Source organism: Campylobacter sp. MIT 12-5580, from assembly GCF_005406235.1.
GTDB lineage: Bacteria > Campylobacterota > Campylobacteria > Campylobacterales > Campylobacteraceae > Campylobacter_D.
Map to the genome: position 1 here is coordinate 120,110 of NZ_NXLK01000004.1, position 17,918 is coordinate 138,027.

Annotated in this window: 20 protein-coding genes and 1 pseudogene; 7 read left to right on the forward strand and 14 right to left on the reverse strand. The window is 32.1% G+C overall.

What is annotated here, in order from left to right:
• Window positions 1-19 precede the first annotated feature (19 nt).
• The 5 genes from CQA38_RS05610 to CQA38_RS05630 form a co-directional block, all read right to left on the reverse strand.
• Complete coding sequence (locus CQA38_RS05610) at window positions 20-1,846, reverse strand: sulfatase-like hydrolase/transferase (protein ID WP_137633018.1); 1,827 nt, start codon at window positions 1,844-1,846, stop codon at window positions 20-22.
• 229 nt (window positions 1,847-2,075) lie between these two features.
• The gene (locus tag CQA38_RS05615) at window positions 2,076-2,261 is read right to left on the reverse strand and encodes a molybdenum cofactor biosynthesis protein (RefSeq protein ID WP_137633019.1); all 186 of its coding nucleotides are present in this window, start codon (window positions 2,259-2,261) and stop codon (window positions 2,076-2,078) included.
• A 101-nt stretch (window positions 2,262-2,362) separates the two neighbouring features.
• Window positions 2,363-2,932 carry an aminodeoxychorismate/anthranilate synthase component II gene (locus tag CQA38_RS05620; RefSeq protein WP_137633020.1) on the reverse strand — a complete coding sequence of 190 codons (570 nt, stop codon included), beginning with the start codon at window positions 2,930-2,932 and terminating at the stop codon, window positions 2,363-2,365.
• A complete protein-coding gene (locus CQA38_RS05625; protein ID WP_137633021.1) occupies window positions 2,925-4,733 on the reverse strand; it encodes a bifunctional anthranilate synthase component I family protein/class IV aminotransferase in 1,809 nt (602 codons plus the stop codon). Before CQA38_RS05625 ends, CQA38_RS05620 begins: the two co-directional genes overlap by 8 nt.
• A complete protein-coding gene (locus tag CQA38_RS05630; RefSeq protein ID WP_137633022.1) occupies window positions 4,726-5,805 on the reverse strand; it encodes a tyrosine-type recombinase/integrase in 1,080 nt (359 codons plus the stop codon). Before CQA38_RS05630 ends, CQA38_RS05625 begins: the two co-directional genes overlap by 8 nt.
• A 681-nt stretch (window positions 5,806-6,486) precedes the next feature.
• Between CQA38_RS05630 and CQA38_RS05635 the strand changes: the two genes are divergently transcribed.
• The gene (locus tag CQA38_RS05635; protein WP_137633023.1) at window positions 6,487-7,065 is read left to right on the forward strand and encodes an outer membrane beta-barrel protein; all 579 of its coding nucleotides are present in this window, start codon (window positions 6,487-6,489) and stop codon (window positions 7,063-7,065) included.
• Window positions 7,066-7,220: 155 nt separating this feature from the next.
• Here the strand turns inward: CQA38_RS05635 and CQA38_RS05640 are convergent, their stop codons facing one another.
• On the reverse strand, window positions 7,221-7,709 hold the full coding sequence (locus CQA38_RS05640) for a histidine phosphatase family protein (protein WP_137633024.1): 489 nt from the start codon (window positions 7,707-7,709) through the stop codon (window positions 7,221-7,223).
• A gap of 16 nt (window positions 7,710-7,725) precedes the next feature.
• A complete protein-coding gene (locus CQA38_RS05645; protein WP_137633025.1) occupies window positions 7,726-8,241 on the reverse strand; it encodes a rhomboid family intramembrane serine protease in 516 nt (171 codons plus the stop codon).
• 108 nt (window positions 8,242-8,349) lie between these two features.
• Between CQA38_RS05645 and CQA38_RS05650 the strand changes: the two genes are divergently transcribed.
• Entirely contained in the window at window positions 8,350-8,766 is a 417-nt protein-coding gene (locus tag CQA38_RS05650; protein ID WP_249355206.1) for a PepSY-like domain-containing protein, read from the forward strand.
• Between the two features lie 70 nt (window positions 8,767-8,836).
• Here CQA38_RS05650 and CQA38_RS05655 read toward each other — a convergent pair whose 3' ends face one another.
• A complete protein-coding gene (locus CQA38_RS05655) occupies window positions 8,837-10,102 on the reverse strand; it encodes an aminotransferase class V-fold PLP-dependent enzyme (protein WP_137633026.1) in 1,266 nt (421 codons plus the stop codon).
• 166 nt (window positions 10,103-10,268) lie between these two features.
• Between CQA38_RS05655 and CQA38_RS09455 the strand changes: the two are divergent.
• Window positions 10,269-10,436, forward strand: a pseudogene (locus CQA38_RS09455) (nucleoid-structuring protein H-NS); the annotation flags it as partial.
• Here CQA38_RS09455 and CQA38_RS05660 read toward each other — a convergent pair.
• Both CQA38_RS05660 and CQA38_RS09330 read right to left on the reverse strand, forming a co-directional pair.
• On the reverse strand, window positions 10,421-11,404 hold the full coding sequence (locus CQA38_RS05660) for a hypothetical protein (RefSeq protein WP_137633027.1): 984 nt from the start codon (window positions 11,402-11,404) through the stop codon (window positions 10,421-10,423). The pseudogene CQA38_RS09455 and the gene CQA38_RS05660 overlap by 16 nt on opposite strands.
• Before the next feature lie 3 nt (window positions 11,405-11,407).
• Complete coding sequence (locus CQA38_RS09330) at window positions 11,408-11,860, reverse strand: hypothetical protein (protein WP_212741819.1); 453 nt, start codon at window positions 11,858-11,860, stop codon at window positions 11,408-11,410.
• Window positions 11,861-12,011: 151 nt separating this feature from the next.
• Here CQA38_RS09330 and CQA38_RS05670 point away from each other — a divergent pair, with 151 nt between their 5' ends.
• The 3 genes from CQA38_RS05670 (at window position 12,012) to CQA38_RS05680 (ending at window position 14,655) form a co-directional block, all read left to right on the forward strand.
• On the forward strand, window positions 12,012-12,605 hold the full coding sequence (locus CQA38_RS05670) for a cysteine peptidase family C39 domain-containing protein (RefSeq protein WP_137633028.1): 594 nt from the start codon (window positions 12,012-12,014) through the stop codon (window positions 12,603-12,605).
• 290 nt (window positions 12,606-12,895) lie between these two features.
• Window positions 12,896-13,639 (forward strand): DUF234 domain-containing protein, encoded by a 744-nt coding sequence (locus tag CQA38_RS05675; protein WP_249355211.1) that lies wholly within the window; start codon window positions 12,896-12,898, stop codon window positions 13,637-13,639.
• The gene (locus CQA38_RS05680; RefSeq protein WP_137633030.1) at window positions 13,639-14,655 is read left to right on the forward strand and encodes a HAMP domain-containing sensor histidine kinase; all 1,017 of its coding nucleotides are present in this window, start codon (window positions 13,639-13,641) and stop codon (window positions 14,653-14,655) included. Before CQA38_RS05675 ends, CQA38_RS05680 begins: the two co-directional genes overlap by 1 nt.
• Before the next feature lie 21 nt (window positions 14,656-14,676).
• Here the strand turns inward: CQA38_RS05680 and CQA38_RS05685 are convergent, their stop codons facing one another.
• From CQA38_RS05685 to CQA38_RS05695, 3 genes are read right to left on the reverse strand one after another with little or no spacing between them, the layout of a single operon-like run.
• Window positions 14,677-15,267 carry a LysE family transporter gene (locus tag CQA38_RS05685; RefSeq protein WP_137633031.1) on the reverse strand — a complete coding sequence of 197 codons (591 nt, stop codon included), beginning with the start codon at window positions 15,265-15,267 and terminating at the stop codon, window positions 14,677-14,679.
• Window positions 15,267-15,572 (reverse strand): AzlD domain-containing protein, encoded by a 306-nt coding sequence (locus tag CQA38_RS05690; protein ID WP_137633032.1) that lies wholly within the window; start codon window positions 15,570-15,572, stop codon window positions 15,267-15,269. Before CQA38_RS05690 ends, CQA38_RS05685 begins: the two co-directional genes overlap by 1 nt.
• A complete protein-coding gene (locus tag CQA38_RS05695) occupies window positions 15,565-16,245 on the reverse strand; it encodes an AzlC family ABC transporter permease (RefSeq protein WP_137633033.1) in 681 nt (226 codons plus the stop codon). The genes CQA38_RS05690 and CQA38_RS05695 overlap by 8 nt, the downstream gene beginning before the upstream one ends.
• Before the next feature lie 176 nt (window positions 16,246-16,421).
• Here CQA38_RS05695 and tpx point away from each other — a divergent pair, with 176 nt between their 5' ends.
• Window positions 16,422-16,949, forward strand: a complete 528-nt coding sequence (gene tpx / locus CQA38_RS05700) for a thiol peroxidase (protein WP_137633034.1) — start codon at window positions 16,422-16,424, stop codon at window positions 16,947-16,949.
• Between the two features lie 163 nt (window positions 16,950-17,112).
• Here the strand turns inward: tpx and CQA38_RS05705 are convergent, their stop codons facing one another.
• Window positions 17,113-17,910 (reverse strand): phosphatidylserine decarboxylase, encoded by a 798-nt coding sequence (locus CQA38_RS05705; RefSeq protein WP_137633035.1) that lies wholly within the window; start codon window positions 17,908-17,910, stop codon window positions 17,113-17,115.
• Between the last annotated feature and the right edge of the window lie 8 nt (window positions 17,911-17,918).

The following is a 17,918-nucleotide window of genomic DNA, read 5'->3' on the forward strand; positions in this document are numbered from 1 at the left end:
TTGCTTAATGATATTCTTTTCATTCTTTTTTCAAGTACCGAGAAAAAATTTCAAAAATTTCAAATAAATTCTTCTTGCTTGTATTGTTGCTATCTTGGTATTTTTTATCTTTAAATTCAAGCAAACCTAGGGCATTAATCAAAACAATCCTTTCATCTTCTATAACCGCATTTTCAGTATAAGAGCCAGCTAGCACATAAGGACGATTTGTAAGATGAAAAAGATTTTCACCTATAGAATAATCCAAGCTATTATTTTTTACTCTAAAAACCTCTTGCATTAAGGTTGTGCTGATATCATATACACTTGTTTTTGTATGTATTATGGCGCTTTTGTTTTGCTCGCCCCATTTTATAATGAGTGGAATTTTGACTTGATAATCCTTAAAATCGCTATTATGCCCCCAGCGATTGTCTTTATCTTCATTAAATTCCTCGCCATGATCTGCACTTATAATGATGATTGTATTTTCATAGAGCTGATTTTCTTTTAAAATTTCTATAATTCTTTTAAAATTTGAATCCGTATAAAGCACAGCGTTTTGATAAAGGTTAAAATACTCGCTCGCATCACTTTGAGCATTTAAAGAAAGATGATTGATACTTGAATAAGGTTTAAACCGAGCAAATTCATCTGGAAAAGTATAAGCGTGTATATTGTCTAAAAACACAAAGCTAAAAAATCTTTTGTTTTTATCATGATTTTGAATAAATTTATGAAAATCTTCTATCGTATTTTCCTCTCTTTCAAGAAAAGTTTCCCCTTTTGAGCCCATTCGAAGATTTTCAACGCCTGCAAAGATGGTTTGATGAAATTCAGGCTTGTATAAATTTGCTGTTGTAAAGACGCCTAGACTATAATTTTGATCTTTGACCGCTTGGATAAGAGCAGCACTCTTTCCGCTTGTTAAAGCCACCTGCCAATACGAAGGTGGCAAGCCATAAAACAAGCCAAATATGCCTCCGCGAGTAGAATTTGAACTTGAATAGTGGTTAGTATAAATGCTTGCATTTTTGGCAAATTCTGTAGTAAAAGGCATATTTGTAGCATTAAGCATATCTGCCCTTAAAGAATCACTAAGCAAAAGCAAGACATTGTATTTTGAGCTTACATCTTCATACTCAAGCGGCTTTTTAGGATAGTCAAAATATCCGCTTTCTAAAACTTTAAACTTCTCATTTTGTCCGTCTTGAGCCACAATACCAAATTTTCTTAAAAAAGAATTCATAGTTAAAGGCTTGTAAAGTGGTAGGCGATTGGTAAGATTGATGATTGCTAAGTCTTGCTTAGCCATACTTAAAGCATGTATAAAATTTACACTTAAATACAACACTATCATCAAAGGCAAAACAAGCACAAAAAATCTTTTATGGCTTTTATTTTGTGTAAGATAAAGGGCAAAAAAGCTAGCAAAAATAACATAAAATATAATCACAAGCACCTTTACAACGATAGCAAGTATAGTTTGCGTGCTTAAAGAAATCACTTCACCGCCTGCATTAAAAAACAAATCAAGCATAGCAAAGCTTAGGTGAAAGCGGTAAAGATAAAATACATGCGCGTCTGTTAAAAGTATGATATGAGCAAAGATATTGATCAAGCAAGCGATGAGAAACGCCAAAACCATCTTGTTTTTAAGCGCTAAAAACAAGGGATATACAAACGCCAGATTTACAAGGAAAAAATAAAGATAAAAATGAGCCACCCCAGCACATAAAAAATACACACTAGAGCCATTAAAGCTTAAATTTGGAGCATATAAAAAAAGAGGATAAAAAGCTAGGGGGATATTAAATAAAACTACGATCAAGATAAACTTAAATTTATGTTGCAGGGGCAAAAACATATCAAAAACCTTTTTAAAATACAAATATAAAAAGGTGTATTGTAGCCCCCCCCCCCCTTAATATAAACTTAAAAACTACAAAATAAAATTTTTGATAAAAATGATAAAAATACAGTGGATTTTGAATTTATAAAGATTAAAAGACATCACAAAGCGTGATTAAAAAAATTGAAAAATATAAAAGATTTTAGGCTAAAAATGAAAGACTAAAAAGAAGTAGAGTTTAAATTTATAAACCTTTATCGGCTTTAATGAGTCTTGTAAATTGCCTTGCGAGTAGGGCAGCCTTGTCCTTATCTTTAGCAATTTGCCTTATATTTTGTGTAAAATCATACAGCCTATCATCAAGCATATAATCGCTTATTTGCTCTTTTTTCATACTTGTTTTTGGCGGTATTTTTTTCTTGAAAAACATTGATTTTCCTTTTTTATTTCTTTAAAATCAAGCTGTATTATAATACCAAAAGCTTAAATTTGAGATTAAAAAATAGGATTTTTGCGGTAAGATTTGTAAATTTATTTTAAACGCAAGAAATTCAGCAAAATCACCTCCGCGCCTTGAGATAAAATCGCTTCTGGGTGAAACTGCACCCCATAAATATCATACTTTTTATGCTTTAAAGCCATAAGAACATTGTTTGTATCATAAGCTAAAGCCTCATAATCTTTGGGAAGTTTTTTCACATATAAAGAATGATATAAGCATACCTTAAAATTCTGCTTTAAACCTTGAAATAGGGCATTTTCTTTGAATTTTATCTGCGTTGTTTTACCGTGTTTTGGCTCTTTTAGTTTAGCGATCTTGCCCCCACTCACATAAGCAAGGCATTGATGTCCTAGACAAATGCCAAGTATTTTTTTGCTTTTTTGAAAATGCTTGATAACTTTTGTGCTTAAATTTGTATGTTTTGGGGCATTTGGACCTGGAGAAATGATGATATGAGAAAAATTTAAACCCTCAAGCTCTTTGGGGCTTTTATACTCATCATCTTTGATAACAAGCACTTCAAAGCCAAATTTTTCAAGCAAATAGATGATATTATAAGAAAATGAATCATAATTATCTATAAACAAAACCTTACTCATCAAAAGCCTTTAAATTTAGCTTTACAGCTCCTCTAAGTGAATTGATAGCCCAAAGCTCATCAGCCTTAAAAAGCTCGTGTTTAAAAAGCGTTTTTTCTTTGATATGCTGAGTTTGAAGCAAGACTTGTCTATATATGCCATTAAGCAAACCAAATTTTAAGCTTGGTGTATAAAGTTTGCCATTTAAACTAAGCACCAAATTTGTCCTTGAGCCTTCCAAAAGCCTTTCTTTCTCATCACAAAACGCCTCATCATAGCACAAATTCTCCTCACATTTACTCGCTGAATTTGAAAAACGATCCCTTAAAGAGCTTTTATGAAAACTTAGATCATCTTTTATAAACGTGTCTTTTGACAAGTATAAAAGCTTGCTTTGTGAAGGCTTAATCTTAAAAAACTCAAATTCAAAATCGCCATTCTTAAAAAGCTTGAGTCTCAAACCAGCCTCTTTTAATTCGCTTTTCACAAAACTTTCATCAAAAAAATCATTTTCCTTAGAAAATAAAAGCTCATTAAAGCTTTCAAAACTTAGCTTAGTAAAATCCTGATAAGCCCTTTGCTTTTCTAAAATGCCTTTAAATTCTCCTAAAAGCTTTTTGTGTTTGAAATTTAAGGCTAGGGCAGAGTAAAATAAACGTTTTAAATGCTCTTTAAAAAACAAAATTTTTCCATATTTAAAAAGCATAGTTTCAAAAAGATAAAAATCCTGCTTCAAAGGCTTTAAAAAGGAACTTTTTAGCTTTAATTCTTTAAATTCAGCCCCAGCTTTTGAATCAAACACCACACCACTTCCCACGCCAAAACTAAAATCAGACTTTAAACTCTTTCGCTCAAGTGTGCGAATAGCGACATTAAACACACTCTCATCTTTATGCACCAAGCCTATAGCCCCACAATACACACCCCGCTTTCTTTGCTCAAGTTTGTTTATCAGCTTCATCGTCTCAAGCTTTGGAGCTCCTGTTATAGATCCGCATGGAAAAAGGGCTTCAAGCACCTCAAGCAAAGTTGTTTCAGCTTTTAAAGTCGCACTGATCTGCGAGATCATTTGGTGCAAGCTTTTGTAAGTTTTGATCGCAAAAAGCTTATCAACTTTTACTTCATCAGCGATTTTTGATAAGTCATTGCGTAATAAATCCACAATCATCACATTTTCACTTAAATTTTTATGATCATTTTGCAAAAAGTGCTTGTTTTGTTTATCTAAAATCTCATTTTCACCCCTTTTTATCGTGCCTTTCATAGGCTCAGTAAGAATTTTTTGATCTTTTATCTTGAAAAAAAGCTCTGGAGAAAAGCATAAAATTTCGCCAAATTCACTTTGTAAAAAGGCTTTGTATTCGGCATTTTGTTCTTTTGCAAGAAGCTGAAAAAGCTCAAAGCTTGGAATTCTCGTGCGAAGTTTGAGCTTTTGGGTGAGATTGATTTGATAACTTTGTCCTTTTTTGATACTTTTCAAAACCTTGTTAAAAGCTTTAAAATAGCTTTTTTTATCAAGTTTTTGAGTAAGGGTAGGGTAGTAGCGCATAAATGGATTTAAATTTAGCTTAAAAATCGATCGTTTTTTAAAGCAAAGTGCGTATATATAAGGCTTTTTGCTTGTAAAATTTATATCAAAAAGATAAGTATAAAACTCGTATTTTACACAAATTATGATGAAATACTCTTGCTTATATTGTTTTATTTTTTCAAAAAAAGTCTTGGTTTCTTGATAATTTCTCGCAGAAAAAGAAAAGGCAAAATCTTGATAGATATGATCCCCAAACACAGCAAAATTTTGCTTTAAGTTAGCCTTACTCATCTTGACTTATTTCTTTTTCGCTAACTTCTTTAGCCACTTCAGCAGCAAGCTTGAGCTTGTCACTATCAAAATGTGTGTAAATTCTTGAAGTATCAAGACTAGCATGTCCTAAGGCTTCTTGGACTAAAACTAAGTCTTTTTGTTTTTTATAAAGCAAGGTAGCAAAGGTATGACGCAGCATATGAGCGCCGTTTTTTTGCTTGCGAATGCCAGCTTTAAAAAGGATTTGCTCGACTATACGGCTGACATAAGCTTGAGTTAAAGCTGTGCCTTTTTTGTTGCTAAAAAGTAGGGCGTCTTGGCTAAGATAATTGATCTCTAAGTCTTGCAAAAGCTTTTCAATTAATTCTTTTTTAATCATCACAACGCGGTATTTGTTGCCCTTAGCTCGAATTCGAATGATATACAAGTCATTTTCCTCGCTGATATCCTTGCGTTTGAGATTGATGGCTTCACTTACTCTTATGCCTGTAAAGATGATGATTTTAATGATGAGCTTGTTTCGCGTGGTGTTGGCTTTAAAGTCTGCATTTTCAACCGCATCAAGAAATTTTTTAATCTCTTCTTCGCTCATGTATTCGGGTAATTTGCCCTTAAAGCTGCTTATACCAGCCCAGTTTTTAAGGCTTATATCATAAATATGAGCCTTGCCTTCTTCTTCATTTTGCTTATCTAAAAAATCAAAAAAATTCATCATCGCAATGCGGTAGTTTTTCTTGCTCGCATCAGATAAAGCTCCTGTAATGCTTGCAAGCACTTCAATCACGAGCTCCTCATCAATTTGCTTCATCGAGTAAAGCTTATAAAAACAAAGTTGTTCATAAAGCTTTTTAAGAGGGTTAAAATAAGTATTTACGCCTGTTAATCCGGCATTTCTAGCTTTTTTTACCAAGGCGTCAAGTTCTTCTATATGATGCACGTTTTTTGTAAGTTCAAAATTTACCATAGCCAAGGCTTGAGCGTTTTTAAGTTCTTTATTTGAAAGCGAACTCAGCTTAAATTTAACATATCTTGCAAGCCAAAAGAGCAGGGAATGCTCAAAATCCTCTTCGCAGTCAAGTGGGTATTTCATCGTTTGGTTTTCCTTAAAATAAAAGGGTATTGTAAGATATTTTTAATGAAAAAGAGCTTTAAACAAAATTAAAAAATAAAAATAATATTTTAAAACTCTTTTTTTATCATTATTTATATTAGATGATAAATATAAATTATAAATTCTTATTGAGTTATATTCATACTTACAATTTTATTTTTTGCTATGCTAAAAAAGTAGGTATATATAAACACAAATCTATGCTTAAAATTCTATGGATAAAAAAATAAACTTCAAAAGGTAAAATGGTTTAATATCCTATATAATAGTAATTTAAAAGTAAAAATAGAGTATGGTATGCAAAAATATAAAAAAGTTTGAAAATTATAGTTTTCAATACAAAATTAAAATACAAAGCTGATTTTACATTATATCATATAATTATACATATTAATTAAGTTTAGTTTAAATTAATAATTTATAAATTTATTTATATATAATTATATATTATTTTTTAAATTTAAATAATATTATTTTTATATTTTATTAGCTTTGAAAACCATATCTTTATTGATATGTTTTGATATTGTATATTGTCAAGTATTTTATTAAAGATTTTTAATTTTATTAAATGCGTATTTATATTTTTTAGTTAGAATTACACTTTTAAAATCGTTAAATCTTAGAAAATTTAATGAAATACACTTTGAAGGAAACACAATGAAAAAGATTTTTACAAGTGTTGCAGTAGCTTCGGCTTTGCTTGCAAGTGCTGCTGTTGCAGAAGACTCTGGTGCATTTGTTGGTGCAAATGTTGCTTATGGTGCAGCTAAACCAAATTCAGGTGGCTCATATACTGGTTTTAGATATGGTATCATCGCTGGTTATAAAGAATTTTTTGATGCAAATTTTGGTGTAAGATACTATGGAACCTTTGATTTGGGAACCAAATACACCAAAGGTGGCAATAATCCACAAATTGAAACAATGAACCTTTATGTAAATGCTGATGCGCTTTACAATTTCGCTCAAGAAGGCGATCTTGAGTATGGTGTTTTTGGCGGTGTGGGCTTGGGTTATGTTAGCCACGAAGTAAAAAACAAAAGAAGAGGAAATGACGAACCAGATGGTTTTGATGTTGCTTTAAATCTTGGTTTAAGAACTACTTATAATTACGTACATGGCTTTGAGCTTTTCACTCGTTTTGGACTTTTAAATCAAGAAGCTACAGCTAATGGCGTAACCTCTAAGGTAAAACAACCTTATCAAGTAGGACTTCGCTATACTTTTTCGTTTTAATTAAACATTATTCACTAAAATACAAAGGCTAGTTATTTTTTCTAGCCTTTTGTTAATTTTTAAGACATAAAAACTAACTTTTAAAAACAAAATTTAATCACTCCCCTCCCCTATCATATTTCGTCTATCAAGTTCATTTTTGCAAAAACACAAATTTACAAATGTCTTTCTTTTAAATTCTTTGAGTTTTCAAAGAATACAAGCCTTGCTTGGTGTAGTTTTAGCTCCTTAAAGCTTGGCAATTCTAAACACAACACAGAGCAAGTCGCAAAGGAAGGCAAATGAATTTCGCTTAAAAGCTCAATGCTTTCTTTCAGGGCTGGGTTGTGTCCTACGAGCATTATTTCTTGGTAGTTTTCATCGATTGTTTTGATGAGATTAATTATATCTTTAGCTTCAGCCTCGTATAAACACTCCTCAAAAACAAGCTCACAGCCCAAAGTCTGCGCAAATTCCCTAGCTGTCTGGCTTGTCCTTGTAGCTGGGCTTGAGATAATGCAATTTAAGTTGAATTCAAAGCTCTTAAGTCTTTCAAGCATGAGTTGTATATCTTTCTTGCCCTTCTTGCTTAGCTTTCTGTAAAAATCGCCCTCTTTTGCACTCTCCTCAGCTTTGGCATGACGTAAAAAATAAATCCTTTTCATATAATCACTTCCTTAGCTATTTCTTTAAAATTCGCATTTTAGCGATGATAAATCCGCATAAAAAGCCAAATATATGCGCATACCAAGCGATATTTACACCCACAAGTAAAGGTGCGAAACTAATGAGCAAAATAGCTACTACAAGTCCTTTTGCGCTTGATTTATCAATACACGCATAATACCCTATCAAAACGCAAATCGCCCCACTCGCACCAACAATATTCACAAAATGCGTTTCAAATATATCAATATACAAAAAGCTCAAAAACGAGCAAGCAAGCCCTCCAAGTATGTATAAAAGAGCAAACCTAAGGCTTCCAAGATAACGTTCTAAAACAAAGCCAAATTGATAAAGTGTAATCATATTTAACGCTAAATGCGTAAGATTAGCATGCAAAAACATAGAGCTTAAAAGCTGCCAATAAAAACCATCTTTAAAGGCTAAATTTAAGCCAAAAATAACTTTTAGCTCATTATCTGGCAAAAGAAAATAAATAATGATATTTAAAGCGATAAGCAAAACACAAAACAATTTTAAGCCTTTTTAGTAAATTATAACATTTCTATGTTAAGATAATCCAAAATTCACGCTGGCTTCACTAAAATTGAGCTAAAATACAGAAAAAATAAGGATATTATAGTGTTTAAAAAGTTTGTTTTGGCTTTTTTCTTTCTTTGTTTGCTTGCAAAGGCTGATCTTATCATATCTCCAGACTCTTTGCCTGAAAACACTAAACAATTTTTAAGCACGAATTTTAAAGCACAAGTTGGTATGGCACAAAGAGATGGCAATTCTTTTGAAGTGTATCTTACTGATGGCACTGAGCTTGAGTTTGATATAATGGGAAATTGGAAAGAAATTGATAGCAAATTCACGCCGATTAATTTTTCTATACTGCCAGCAAATATCGCTGCAATTATACAAAATCAATTTCCAAACACATTTTTACTTGAGGCTGAAAGAAAGATAAATTATTACAAAATCAAACTTTCTAATAGACTTGAGCTTAAAATAGACGCAAATGGAACTATCTTAAGTCAAGAATTTGATGATTAAGCGCAGAGTAAATGAGCTCGTTTTGCTTTGATGAAAAAACTCTCATTTTAAAACTTAAGAGGTAAAAAAACTAGCTCAATTCCTTTATACTCGCCTTTAAAGCCTTAAAGAAATAACGCAAATCCTCTTCTTCATGCGTATAATGAAGGCTTACCCTAAGCCAGCCCGGTTTAGTGCTTAATTTCACATCATCTTCTAAGCCAAGCAAATCATGCCCATAAGGTCCAGCACAAGCACACCCTGCCCTTGTTTCTATCTTGTATTTTTTACTTAGATGATAAGCTAGATCAAAAGGAGAAATGCCTTTGATATTAAAAGAAAAGATTGCTAAGCGATTTTTAAGCTCTTTTGCGTAAATGATGGCTTCTTTGATACTTTCAAGTTCCTTAAAAAACATTTTTACAAGTTTTTGTTCTTTTGAAACGATCTTTTTAAGTCCTATATTTGCTTTTACTCTAAAAGCAAGACTTGCTTTAATAAGCCCCAAAATAGGCGGTGTGCCACCCTCTTCTAAGCTTTCAATATCGCAAAGATAAGAAGCTGAACTCCTTGAGACATAACCCACAGTTCCACCAGCTGCAAAGCTAGGCTTAGGGGCACATAGGCTTTTTTTAATCACCAAAAGCCCGCACCCTCCAACTCCACCTAAAAATTTATGCGAGCTGATAAATAAAGCATCATAAAAACTAGCAGCTATATGATGATAAGGTGCAAAAGCTGAAGCATCATAAGCAATAATAGCTTTATATTTGCGTCCAAGCTTGCTTATAGCCTTATAATTACTTAAAATTCCTGTTACATTAGAAGCCAAAGAAATGCTAATGATGATCTTTCTTTCTTTGTTTTTTTCTAAAACAGAACTAAAAAAGTCAAGATCAAACTCGCCCTTTTTATTCAAAGGCACACGCACGCATTCACACAAGCCTTCTCTAAAACTTAGCTCATTTGAATGATGCTCATAAGGTCCTATGATGACAAGGGGCAGAGTTTTTTTATCTAAATTTAAAAGATATTTTTCTTTTACAAGAGGTGGAACATAAATACCTAAAAGCTCTTGAAATTTCTTTATAGCAGCGCTTGAGCCATATCCGCAAGCAATTAAAGCAAAATCATCATTCAAACCAAGACAGGCTTTAATCTCTTTTCTTGCATTTTGATATAAATTTTGAGTTTTAAAAGAGTGTAAAGCACTATCAGAATGCGTGTTTGCGTAGGTTAAAAGCGTATTTTTAAGATGAGCTTCCACACTTTTTAAGGCCAAAGCTGAAGCTGCAAAATCAAAATAATGCACACCTTTTTTTAAAATAATATCTTTTCTTAAATTCTGTATTTCCAAAGCAAACCTCAACAACAATTTGCTACAATTATACCATTTATTCTGATTCCTTTAATTTAATATCGTCTTATTTTTTGAATTTTCAACACATTAAGACGGATATTACTATGAAATTTTAGCACAATTTATAGAATTATTTTTTAAGGTGGAATTCTTAATTTGATTTAATTCGTATTTTACTTATCCGAATATTTCTATTAGCGGAGATTAAACGATATGGAATGACACTAAACAATTAAGTTTCAATCAAACTTTTGTTTATACTCTGCACCCAAAGCTTGACATACTTATTTCAGGCAATGGAAGCGAAGTTAAAAATTATTCTTTTTGGTTTATACTTAAAATATCGCTTGCAAGGAGTGTTTTCAATGGTTGTATAGTAGAATTTTCTTTGATAAATTCGCTTTCTATTTTGAGTTTATATAAATCATTGAAATTACTAAGTTCTGATTTTATATTATTCCAAATGATATTTTTAAAAGTTAATTTTAGCGTATCAGATTTACTTTCATTTTCTTCTTTTGGAAGATTTTTGATATTTTCTTTGGCTTGATTTAAATTTAATTCTACATTCGAAACTCGATAAAGAAGATGTTCTTGATATAATAAGCTATTATTGTTTGGATTATCAAAAGAACCACAAAGAGAGATGCCAATATATCCTTTAAAATCGGCAAAATTCTTTTCAATATCAATTCCTTGATTTTGGATTTTTTCTAGCAAATCCTTTTTTTGACTAGTATTTAGTCTCTCTTGACTTACAAATAAAATCTTAGTATCGACCCTATCGCCCACTATAAGTTCATCATTTCCACAATACGCCTTATAATCCGTAAGTTCTTGTGGCATAAATTTTGCTCCAATACTTAAAGTTTTTCCGTCAATAGTGTGTAAATTAGCTTCTATATATAATGAAGATCCGCTTAAATCTACTTTTATATCACTTAAATTCGCCCTTGTGCCATAAGCTTTGGTGTTTTCTAATGGTTCTTTCAAAAATTCTATAATTTGTTGTTGGTGTTGAATATCTAAGCTACTAAAATCTATATCATTGCCATTTAAATCTTTAATTTTAGATAAATATTCATTTAATTTTGAGCTTATATAGGAGTTATTATTTTCTGCAAAAATTTGGCTTAAATCTTCTTTGGAAATTTCTTTGTTTTCTTCTTTTTTGAGCATAGTGTCAAATTGCTTATTCAAAGTTTGTTTCCATTCTTGTGAAGTGCTATAAACATCTTCTCTTTCATATGAAAGAGAAGATTTAAATGATTCTTTGTTGAGCGTAAAGGTGCTAAGCATTTGTTACCACCTAGCATTTGATTTAAAAGTAGATAGCTCACTTTTGGTGTAATAATTATAAGTTGCTGGATCTATTATGCCTATTGGTAATTGCCTTCTTGTATCGTAAAGAACAAAATTATAAGCACCTGTTTTGATATTTTTTGCACCTAAAACAACAATTCCATTACCACTATATCCCATTTTTTTTCTTACGGAATCAGTCTGATAGTTTGACATTAAAGCACCTGTATGTGAGTTAGTAGTGATATACATTCCATCACTTGCTAACCAATATTGAGATACTCCATCATCAAGCTTTGATATTCTATGGTAAAATGCTCCACCCACAACTTGCTTTTCTTCTTCAAGGCTTAAAACCTTAACACCAGCAGAAGTATCACTTACCATACCATTACTTACTTTTGCAAGTATGTCATTTGCATTTGCAAAACTAGCAAACCCTAGAACAATCATTACACTTAAAAATAGCTTTTTCATTTGATTTCCTTTGTTTGATATTTTTATTTGTTAATTATATCAAATTTTTTCTAAGAAAATAAATTTTTATCTTTAATTTCTTAAAATTTTATTTCTTCTAGCTATAATACAACAAAAGGAGATTATTATGCAAAAAGTCTTAAAGATTGTTATTTGTTTGTGTTTGCCCCTTTTGTCGCAAGCCGAATTTATTGTTAAATCTTATCAAGAACTTAAAAATACAAGAGTAGTAAGACAAACATATGAGGAAAGTTGCGGAGCTTCCTCACTTGCGACCATTGTTAATCTTATTGACAAACAAAAATTAAGTGAATTAGACTTGCTTAAAATAATGAATCAAAAAAAGCTTTATACTGATATGGTTAGTTTTGCAGATCTAAGAGAGGCTATTAAAAAACTAGGATTTGAAGGGAATTCTTATCTTATTGATAGAAAAGTTTTAGAAAAATTACCTCAAATTCCTTTACTTGTAAAGATTGAAGATGATCCAAGATTTCCTCATTTTGTTGTAATTATTAATCATAAGGGAAATTATATCCAAGTATTTGATCCAAGTTATGGTGAATATATAAGTTCTAAAAGCGAATTTTATAGCGTTTGGGATAAAAATAAAAAAGGTGGCTATGCTTTAGTTATAGTGCCTAAAAAAGACTTAGAAAATTTCAAACTCAATTTACCTAAAAAAGAATCTTTTGAGAGAAGAGCTTTTGGGGGATTTTAAAAAGTTCTTTGTGAGTGAATAATATTTATAAAAATATGTATTCATTAAACATGCTTAGCTAAAATTAGTTTATCCCTATCGCTAGGGACAACCCACACTAGGAGCACGCTATGAAGTTACATAGCAAAAAAATGTCCTATGCTGGTATTATAGCATAAATTTATCATTTTAAGGGTAGCAATATAGAATTTAGCCAATTTTCAAAGTCTTTTAAGGACTTAAATATGAAAGAACTTTTTGACTTATATAGCGTGTTTGAGGGCTTTAATAGCTTTGAAAACAAGGGTGATTTGTATGAAAATATCAATTTTAATTATCTGCAAAATTATACCTCTATCGCTTCAAATTTTAAATTGAGCGCAAAAAGTGAGCTTGCCCTAAAAATACTTGCTAAAAATAGCCGTAAAAAATACTCTATCAACAAAAAACTCGGGCATTTTAAAGCTACAGCTGCACTTAAAGAGCTTTTAGAACTTGGCTTTGTAAGCTTTGAAAAAAGCAGGGAAGAGCGTTTTTTTAGCCCAAAAGGACAAAAACTTAAAAAATACTTAAGAGGGTATGTTATCCAAGATAAGATTTTATTTTGTAGTCATTTTATGAGATTTTTTTATTATTTTTTAAAGCCCAATGAGGAACTTATCTTAAATGCTGAGTTTGATCTTGTGCTAGAACTTATAAAAAAGGATTTTGAACATTATCAAAGCCTGTGTTTTGAACTTTTAAGTAAAGAATTTTTACAAAAAAAGCTTGATTTAGCTGAAATTTCAAGCTTTTGGCATAGGGATTTGGAGCTTGATTTGTATTATGAGGATGTAAATTTATGCTTTGTGGGCGAGGTGAAATACAAAAATAAAAAAGTGTGTAAAAATGTACTTAATCTACTTAAATTTAAAGCTTCAAACCTTGATATAAAGCCAAATTTTTATGTGCTTTTTTCAAAATCTGGCTTTTCAAGCGAGCTGTTAAAACTCAAAGAAAGCGATTTGCTTTTATTTGATTTGAATGATTTTAAAGAACTTTTAAAGGAACAATGATGAATGAAAATATCCTAAAAAGCCTTGATTCTGCTGAAAAAGAAAATTTACAAGAAGGGCTTAAGTCTTTAATCGAGCAAACCTATGTTATAGAAAATGAATACAAAGCCTTGCAAGCTAGCTATGAGAGCCTAAGAAAGATGATGAGTGAGATCATAGAGGTGCTACCAACTGCGCTTTGGGTGCTTGAGGGCAAAACCATCATCTTGCAAAATGAGCAAGCTTTAAAAAATGAGGCTTTGCTAGCTCATATTGATACCTCAAAGGCTCATTATGAGCTTGAGTATGAGGGACGTTTTTTTATCATCAAAAATATCAGTCATGAAGGAAGGCTCATTATCCAAGCTACTGATATAAGCGATGAAAAGCGAAATGAAAGGCTAGCAAGTATGGGAAGTGTGGCAGCGCATTTAGCTCATGAGATTAGAAATCCTATAGGCTCGATCTCTTTACTTGCAAGCACGCTTTTTTCAAGAACAGAGCTTAAAAACAAACACATAGTGCTTGAAATTCAAAAAGCCACTTCAAGGGTAGAAAGGATAGTCAATTCTACCCTACTTTTTACTAAGGGCGTGCGTATAAACTCAGGGGATTTCAATCTTTTAGAGCTCAAAGATGAATGCGAGCAAATTATTCATTCTTATAATTTTAATGCTGAAATTGACTTTAGCTTTGAGTTTTTAGACTTAACAATCAACGCTGATAAAGCCCTAATCAACCTTGTGCTTCAAAATCTCATCTACAACGCCATAGATGCCATAGAAGAAAGCGAAAATCAAAATGGAAAAATAAGCATAAAAAGCCTACTTAAAGAAAATGAGCTCATCATCAAAGTCTTTGACAATGGAGCAAGCATAAAAGATGAAAAAGCTGTATTTGAAGCCTTTAAAACAACAAAACTTAAGGGAAATGGCTTAGGACTAAGCCTTTGTAAGCAAATCATCAACGCACATGGCGGACAAATAGGCTTTGAAAAAGAGCCAAAATGCTTTTATTTTAGCTTGCCTGTAAAATAAATTTAAGCTTTTCTAAGAAATTTAAAGCTCAAAAAAGAGCTCATAGAGCATAAAACAGCCTAAAAATGCTACACAAAGGGCTGAAAATTTACTGAGTTTATTTATATGCTTACCTAAAAACAAGCCAAAAGCCACTCCACCTAAGGCATAGGTGCAAAGTGCTAGAAACTCTATAAAAATAATGATAGAGCTTAACACAAGTAAATTTGATTTTTGCAAAAAAGGCGGTAAAAGAGCAAGCATAAAAATCCACGCTTTTGGGTTAGAAATAGTTGCTAAAAAGCCTTGAAACACAAGCGTGCTTTTATCTTTAAATTTAAACTCACCTTTTTTAAGCTCGAGTTTTTGATGAAAAAGCGTGTAGGCTGTGTAAAGCAAAAACAAACTTCCAAAAAGTTTAAACACCATAAAAGCAAGCTTAAATTGCAAAACAAAACTCGCCCCAAGCCCACAAAGCACCACTACAAGCAAAACCCCAAAAAGCTCTCCAGCCATCATCCACAAAGTCTTTTTAAAACCAATGCTAAGTCCCAAAGAAAGAGCCAAGCTCATACAAAGTCCGGGCAGAAAAGAAACCGAAGCAAAAGAAAGCACAAAAAGGGTATAATCCATCACACAAGCCTTGAAGCAATCATATAAAAAATAGTCCCTAAAATCATACTTAAAAGGGCATTTTTAAAGCAAATTTCAAGCCCTAAAACTAAAATACAAGAAAAAAATAGCACAAAGTCAAGCTTAAAAGAAAAAAGACAATAGAACACTAAAATAACCATAATCACAAGTGGCATATTTTTTTGGATAAAACTTAGCGTGCTTGAGTTTTGCTTGCGTTTAAAGAGCAAAAAGGGCAAAACTCGCCCAAGATAAGTCGCTAAAAATCCACAAAAAACAGCTTCTAAATAAAAACTATCAAACATATCTTTTTCCCAAAACAAGCAAAATCAAAGCAAGAGTAAGGCAGATAAAGAGCATATAAGCTTTTGCGATAAACAAAAAGCCACAAATTCCTATTACAGCGGCTAAAATAAGAACTTTTTTGTTTGGATTAAGCTTAAACGCATCATAACTTAGCACGATAAAAAGAGCGATTAAACAAAACTCAATGCCCTTATAATCAAATTTCATCATCTTTTGCACGAATACGCCTAAAATTCCGCCAAGCACCCAAGAGGCTTGATTGATAAAACAAAGCAAAGCATAATACAAGCTTTTTTTGTTTTTATCTTGCACGCTTTCAAAGCTCTTTTCATTGGTGCTTAAAAGGGCAAAACTCTCATCAGAAAGGGCAAATATCACATAATGCCTTAAGAAATTTAAGCCTTTGAGTCGCTCAAGCAAACTTAAGGTATAAAAAAAATGCCGAAACCCAAGCAAAAAAAGCGTAACAAAAATACCAAGCAAACCTTGCTTAGCCGTAATAAAAGCGATGAGTAAAAACTCAGCCGAACCAGAATACACAAAAAAAGAGATACAAATCACTTCAAGTAAGGAAAAATCATTGCTAGAGGCAAGTATCCCAAAACTCATTCCAAGCGGTATATAACTAAAGATTACTGGCAAGCACAGCTTTAAGCAAATTTTTACATTCAAGGCTATCCTTTAAAAAAGCAGATTATAACAAATTTTTATATATTTTAAGATACATTTTTACACTCATATATTAAAAAAAGACTTATTTTAAGTGATTAATATCTTAAATTAAGACTTTAATGCTATAATAAGGCTAGCTTAAAAATAAGCAAATATAAAATCCAAAAGGAGAAACAATGAATTCAGTAACTTTTAAAGGAAATCCGATGCACCTTAAAGGCAGTGGAGTAAGCGTTGGTGATAATGCACCTGTTGTTAAGCTTAAAAGCAAGGACTTAGGCGTGGTTGAAGTGGGAAAATCTGCTAAAATCCAAGTTGTTTTAAGCGTGCCAAGCCTTGATACACCAGTGTGTGCAACTGAGGCAAGAGAATTTAATAAAAGAGTTGCTCAAAACCCAAATGCCGAAGTGATCGTAGTGAGCCAAGATTTACCTTTTGCTATGGGAAGATTTTGTAGCACAGAAGGCATAGATAATATAATCGTCGCTAGTGATTTTGTATCTAAAGAATTTGGTGAAAAATACGGCGTTTTGCTTAGCGATGGAGCTTTAGAAGGCTTGCTTGCTCGTGCGATTTTCGTGATTAAAGACGGCAAAATTGTGTATAAACAAATCGTTCCTGAGGTTACAGAACTCCCAAATATAGAAGATCTTGAAAAATTCTTTAACGAAAATAGCGGTTGTGGCTGTTCTTGCTCACACTAAGCTTTTTCGCCTTGAAAGTCTCAAAAAGCTTTTAAGGCGAGATTATTTTACACTTTTGAATAATTCTTGTTATTTGTATTGCGGTAAGCTTTAGCTTCATTTACCATACAAAACACACTTTTTATCAGCTTAAACTAAGTATTTAGCTTTTGATTTTCTTTTATCAAGCCTTAGCTATATTTTGTCCGAATTTCACACTTTTTTGGCTTAAGTTTTGCTGGAATTCAAGTTTTGAAGCTAAGATAAGTATAGTTGAGCCAAGCTCAAAATGCCCTAGCTCCTCGCCTTTTTTTAGCTTTAAATTCTCATAAGTGTGCGTAAAATTATGAGCGTGTGGGGCATTTGTTTGTATGCTTTTGTCAAATTCAAAGCACATTTTACCTACATTTAAAGCCCCGACAAAAACAAGCCAAAACAAGTTTTTTTCAGCTGTAAGGCATTTTAATACCACTCTTTCATTTTTTGCATATAAATTCGCGTATTTTTTAACATTTGCTTCACTTACGCTTAAAAGTTTGCCACTGGTGTAAGTTGCGCTTAGAATTTGTAGATCGCAAGGGGCGTGATAGCGGTGATAATCACGAGGCGAAAGGTAGATATTTGCATAACTTACGCCTTTTTCAAGTTCCTTTTTTTCATAAGCGTTTTGCAAAAGCTCATCGATATCATAAGTAAAACCTTTCACGCTAAAGGCTAGATTTGTCCCCTCGCCCACAAAACTTTTGCCACATTCTAAAACCTTACCATCACAAGGAGAGATAAAGCCATCTTCTAAAACTCTTGGCTTTTGCAAAGCTCTTGTAAAAAGGGCGGTGAGGCTTTTATATTCTTTGGCGTCTTGAAATTCGCTTAAGTCTATCTTAAAATAATTCACATAAGCTTGATTAATGAAATTTTGCAAAAAGCTAAAAAACTCAAAACCAGCAATTGCCCCAAAAACTCGCGATACAAGCTTATCCAAAATCCCCT

Excerpts from the sequence above, each read along its gene's own strand:
- CQA38_RS05610 (WP_137633018.1), bottom strand. The coding sequence starts at position 1,846 with ATGTTTTTGCCCCTGCAACATAAATTTAAGTTTATCTTGATCGTAGTT.
- CQA38_RS05615 (WP_137633019.1), bottom strand. The coding sequence starts at position 2,261 with ATGTTTTTCAAGAAAAAAATACCGCCAAAAACAAGTATGAAAAAAGAG.
- CQA38_RS05620 (WP_137633020.1), bottom strand. The coding sequence starts at position 2,932 with ATGAGTAAGGTTTTGTTTATAGATAATTATGATTCATTTTCTTATAAT.
- CQA38_RS05625 (WP_137633021.1), bottom strand. The coding sequence starts at position 4,733 with ATGAGTAAGGCTAACTTAAAGCAAAATTTTGCTGTGTTTGGGGATCAT.
- CQA38_RS05630 (WP_137633022.1), bottom strand. The coding sequence starts at position 5,805 with ATGAAATACCCACTTGACTGCGAAGAGGATTTTGAGCATTCCCTGCTC.
- CQA38_RS05635 (WP_137633023.1), top strand. The coding sequence starts at position 6,487 with ATGAAAAAGATTTTTACAAGTGTTGCAGTAGCTTCGGCTTTGCTTGCA.
- CQA38_RS05640 (WP_137633024.1), bottom strand. The coding sequence starts at position 7,709 with ATGAAAAGGATTTATTTTTTACGTCATGCCAAAGCTGAGGAGAGTGCA.
- CQA38_RS05660 (WP_137633027.1), bottom strand. The coding sequence starts at position 11,404 with ATGCTTAGCACCTTTACGCTCAACAAAGAATCATTTAAATCTTCTCTT.
- CQA38_RS09330 (WP_212741819.1), bottom strand. The coding sequence starts at position 11,860 with ATGATTGTTCTAGGGTTTGCTAGTTTTGCAAATGCAAATGACATACTT.
- CQA38_RS05670 (WP_137633028.1), top strand. The coding sequence starts at position 12,012 with ATGCAAAAAGTCTTAAAGATTGTTATTTGTTTGTGTTTGCCCCTTTTG.
- CQA38_RS05680 (WP_137633030.1), top strand. The coding sequence starts at position 13,639 with ATGAATGAAAATATCCTAAAAAGCCTTGATTCTGCTGAAAAAGAAAAT.
- CQA38_RS05685 (WP_137633031.1), bottom strand. The coding sequence starts at position 15,267 with ATGGATTATACCCTTTTTGTGCTTTCTTTTGCTTCGGTTTCTTTTCTG.
- CQA38_RS05690 (WP_137633032.1), bottom strand. The coding sequence starts at position 15,572 with ATGTTTGATAGTTTTTATTTAGAAGCTGTTTTTTGTGGATTTTTAGCG.
- tpx (WP_137633034.1), top strand. The coding sequence starts at position 16,422 with ATGAATTCAGTAACTTTTAAAGGAAATCCGATGCACCTTAAAGGCAGT.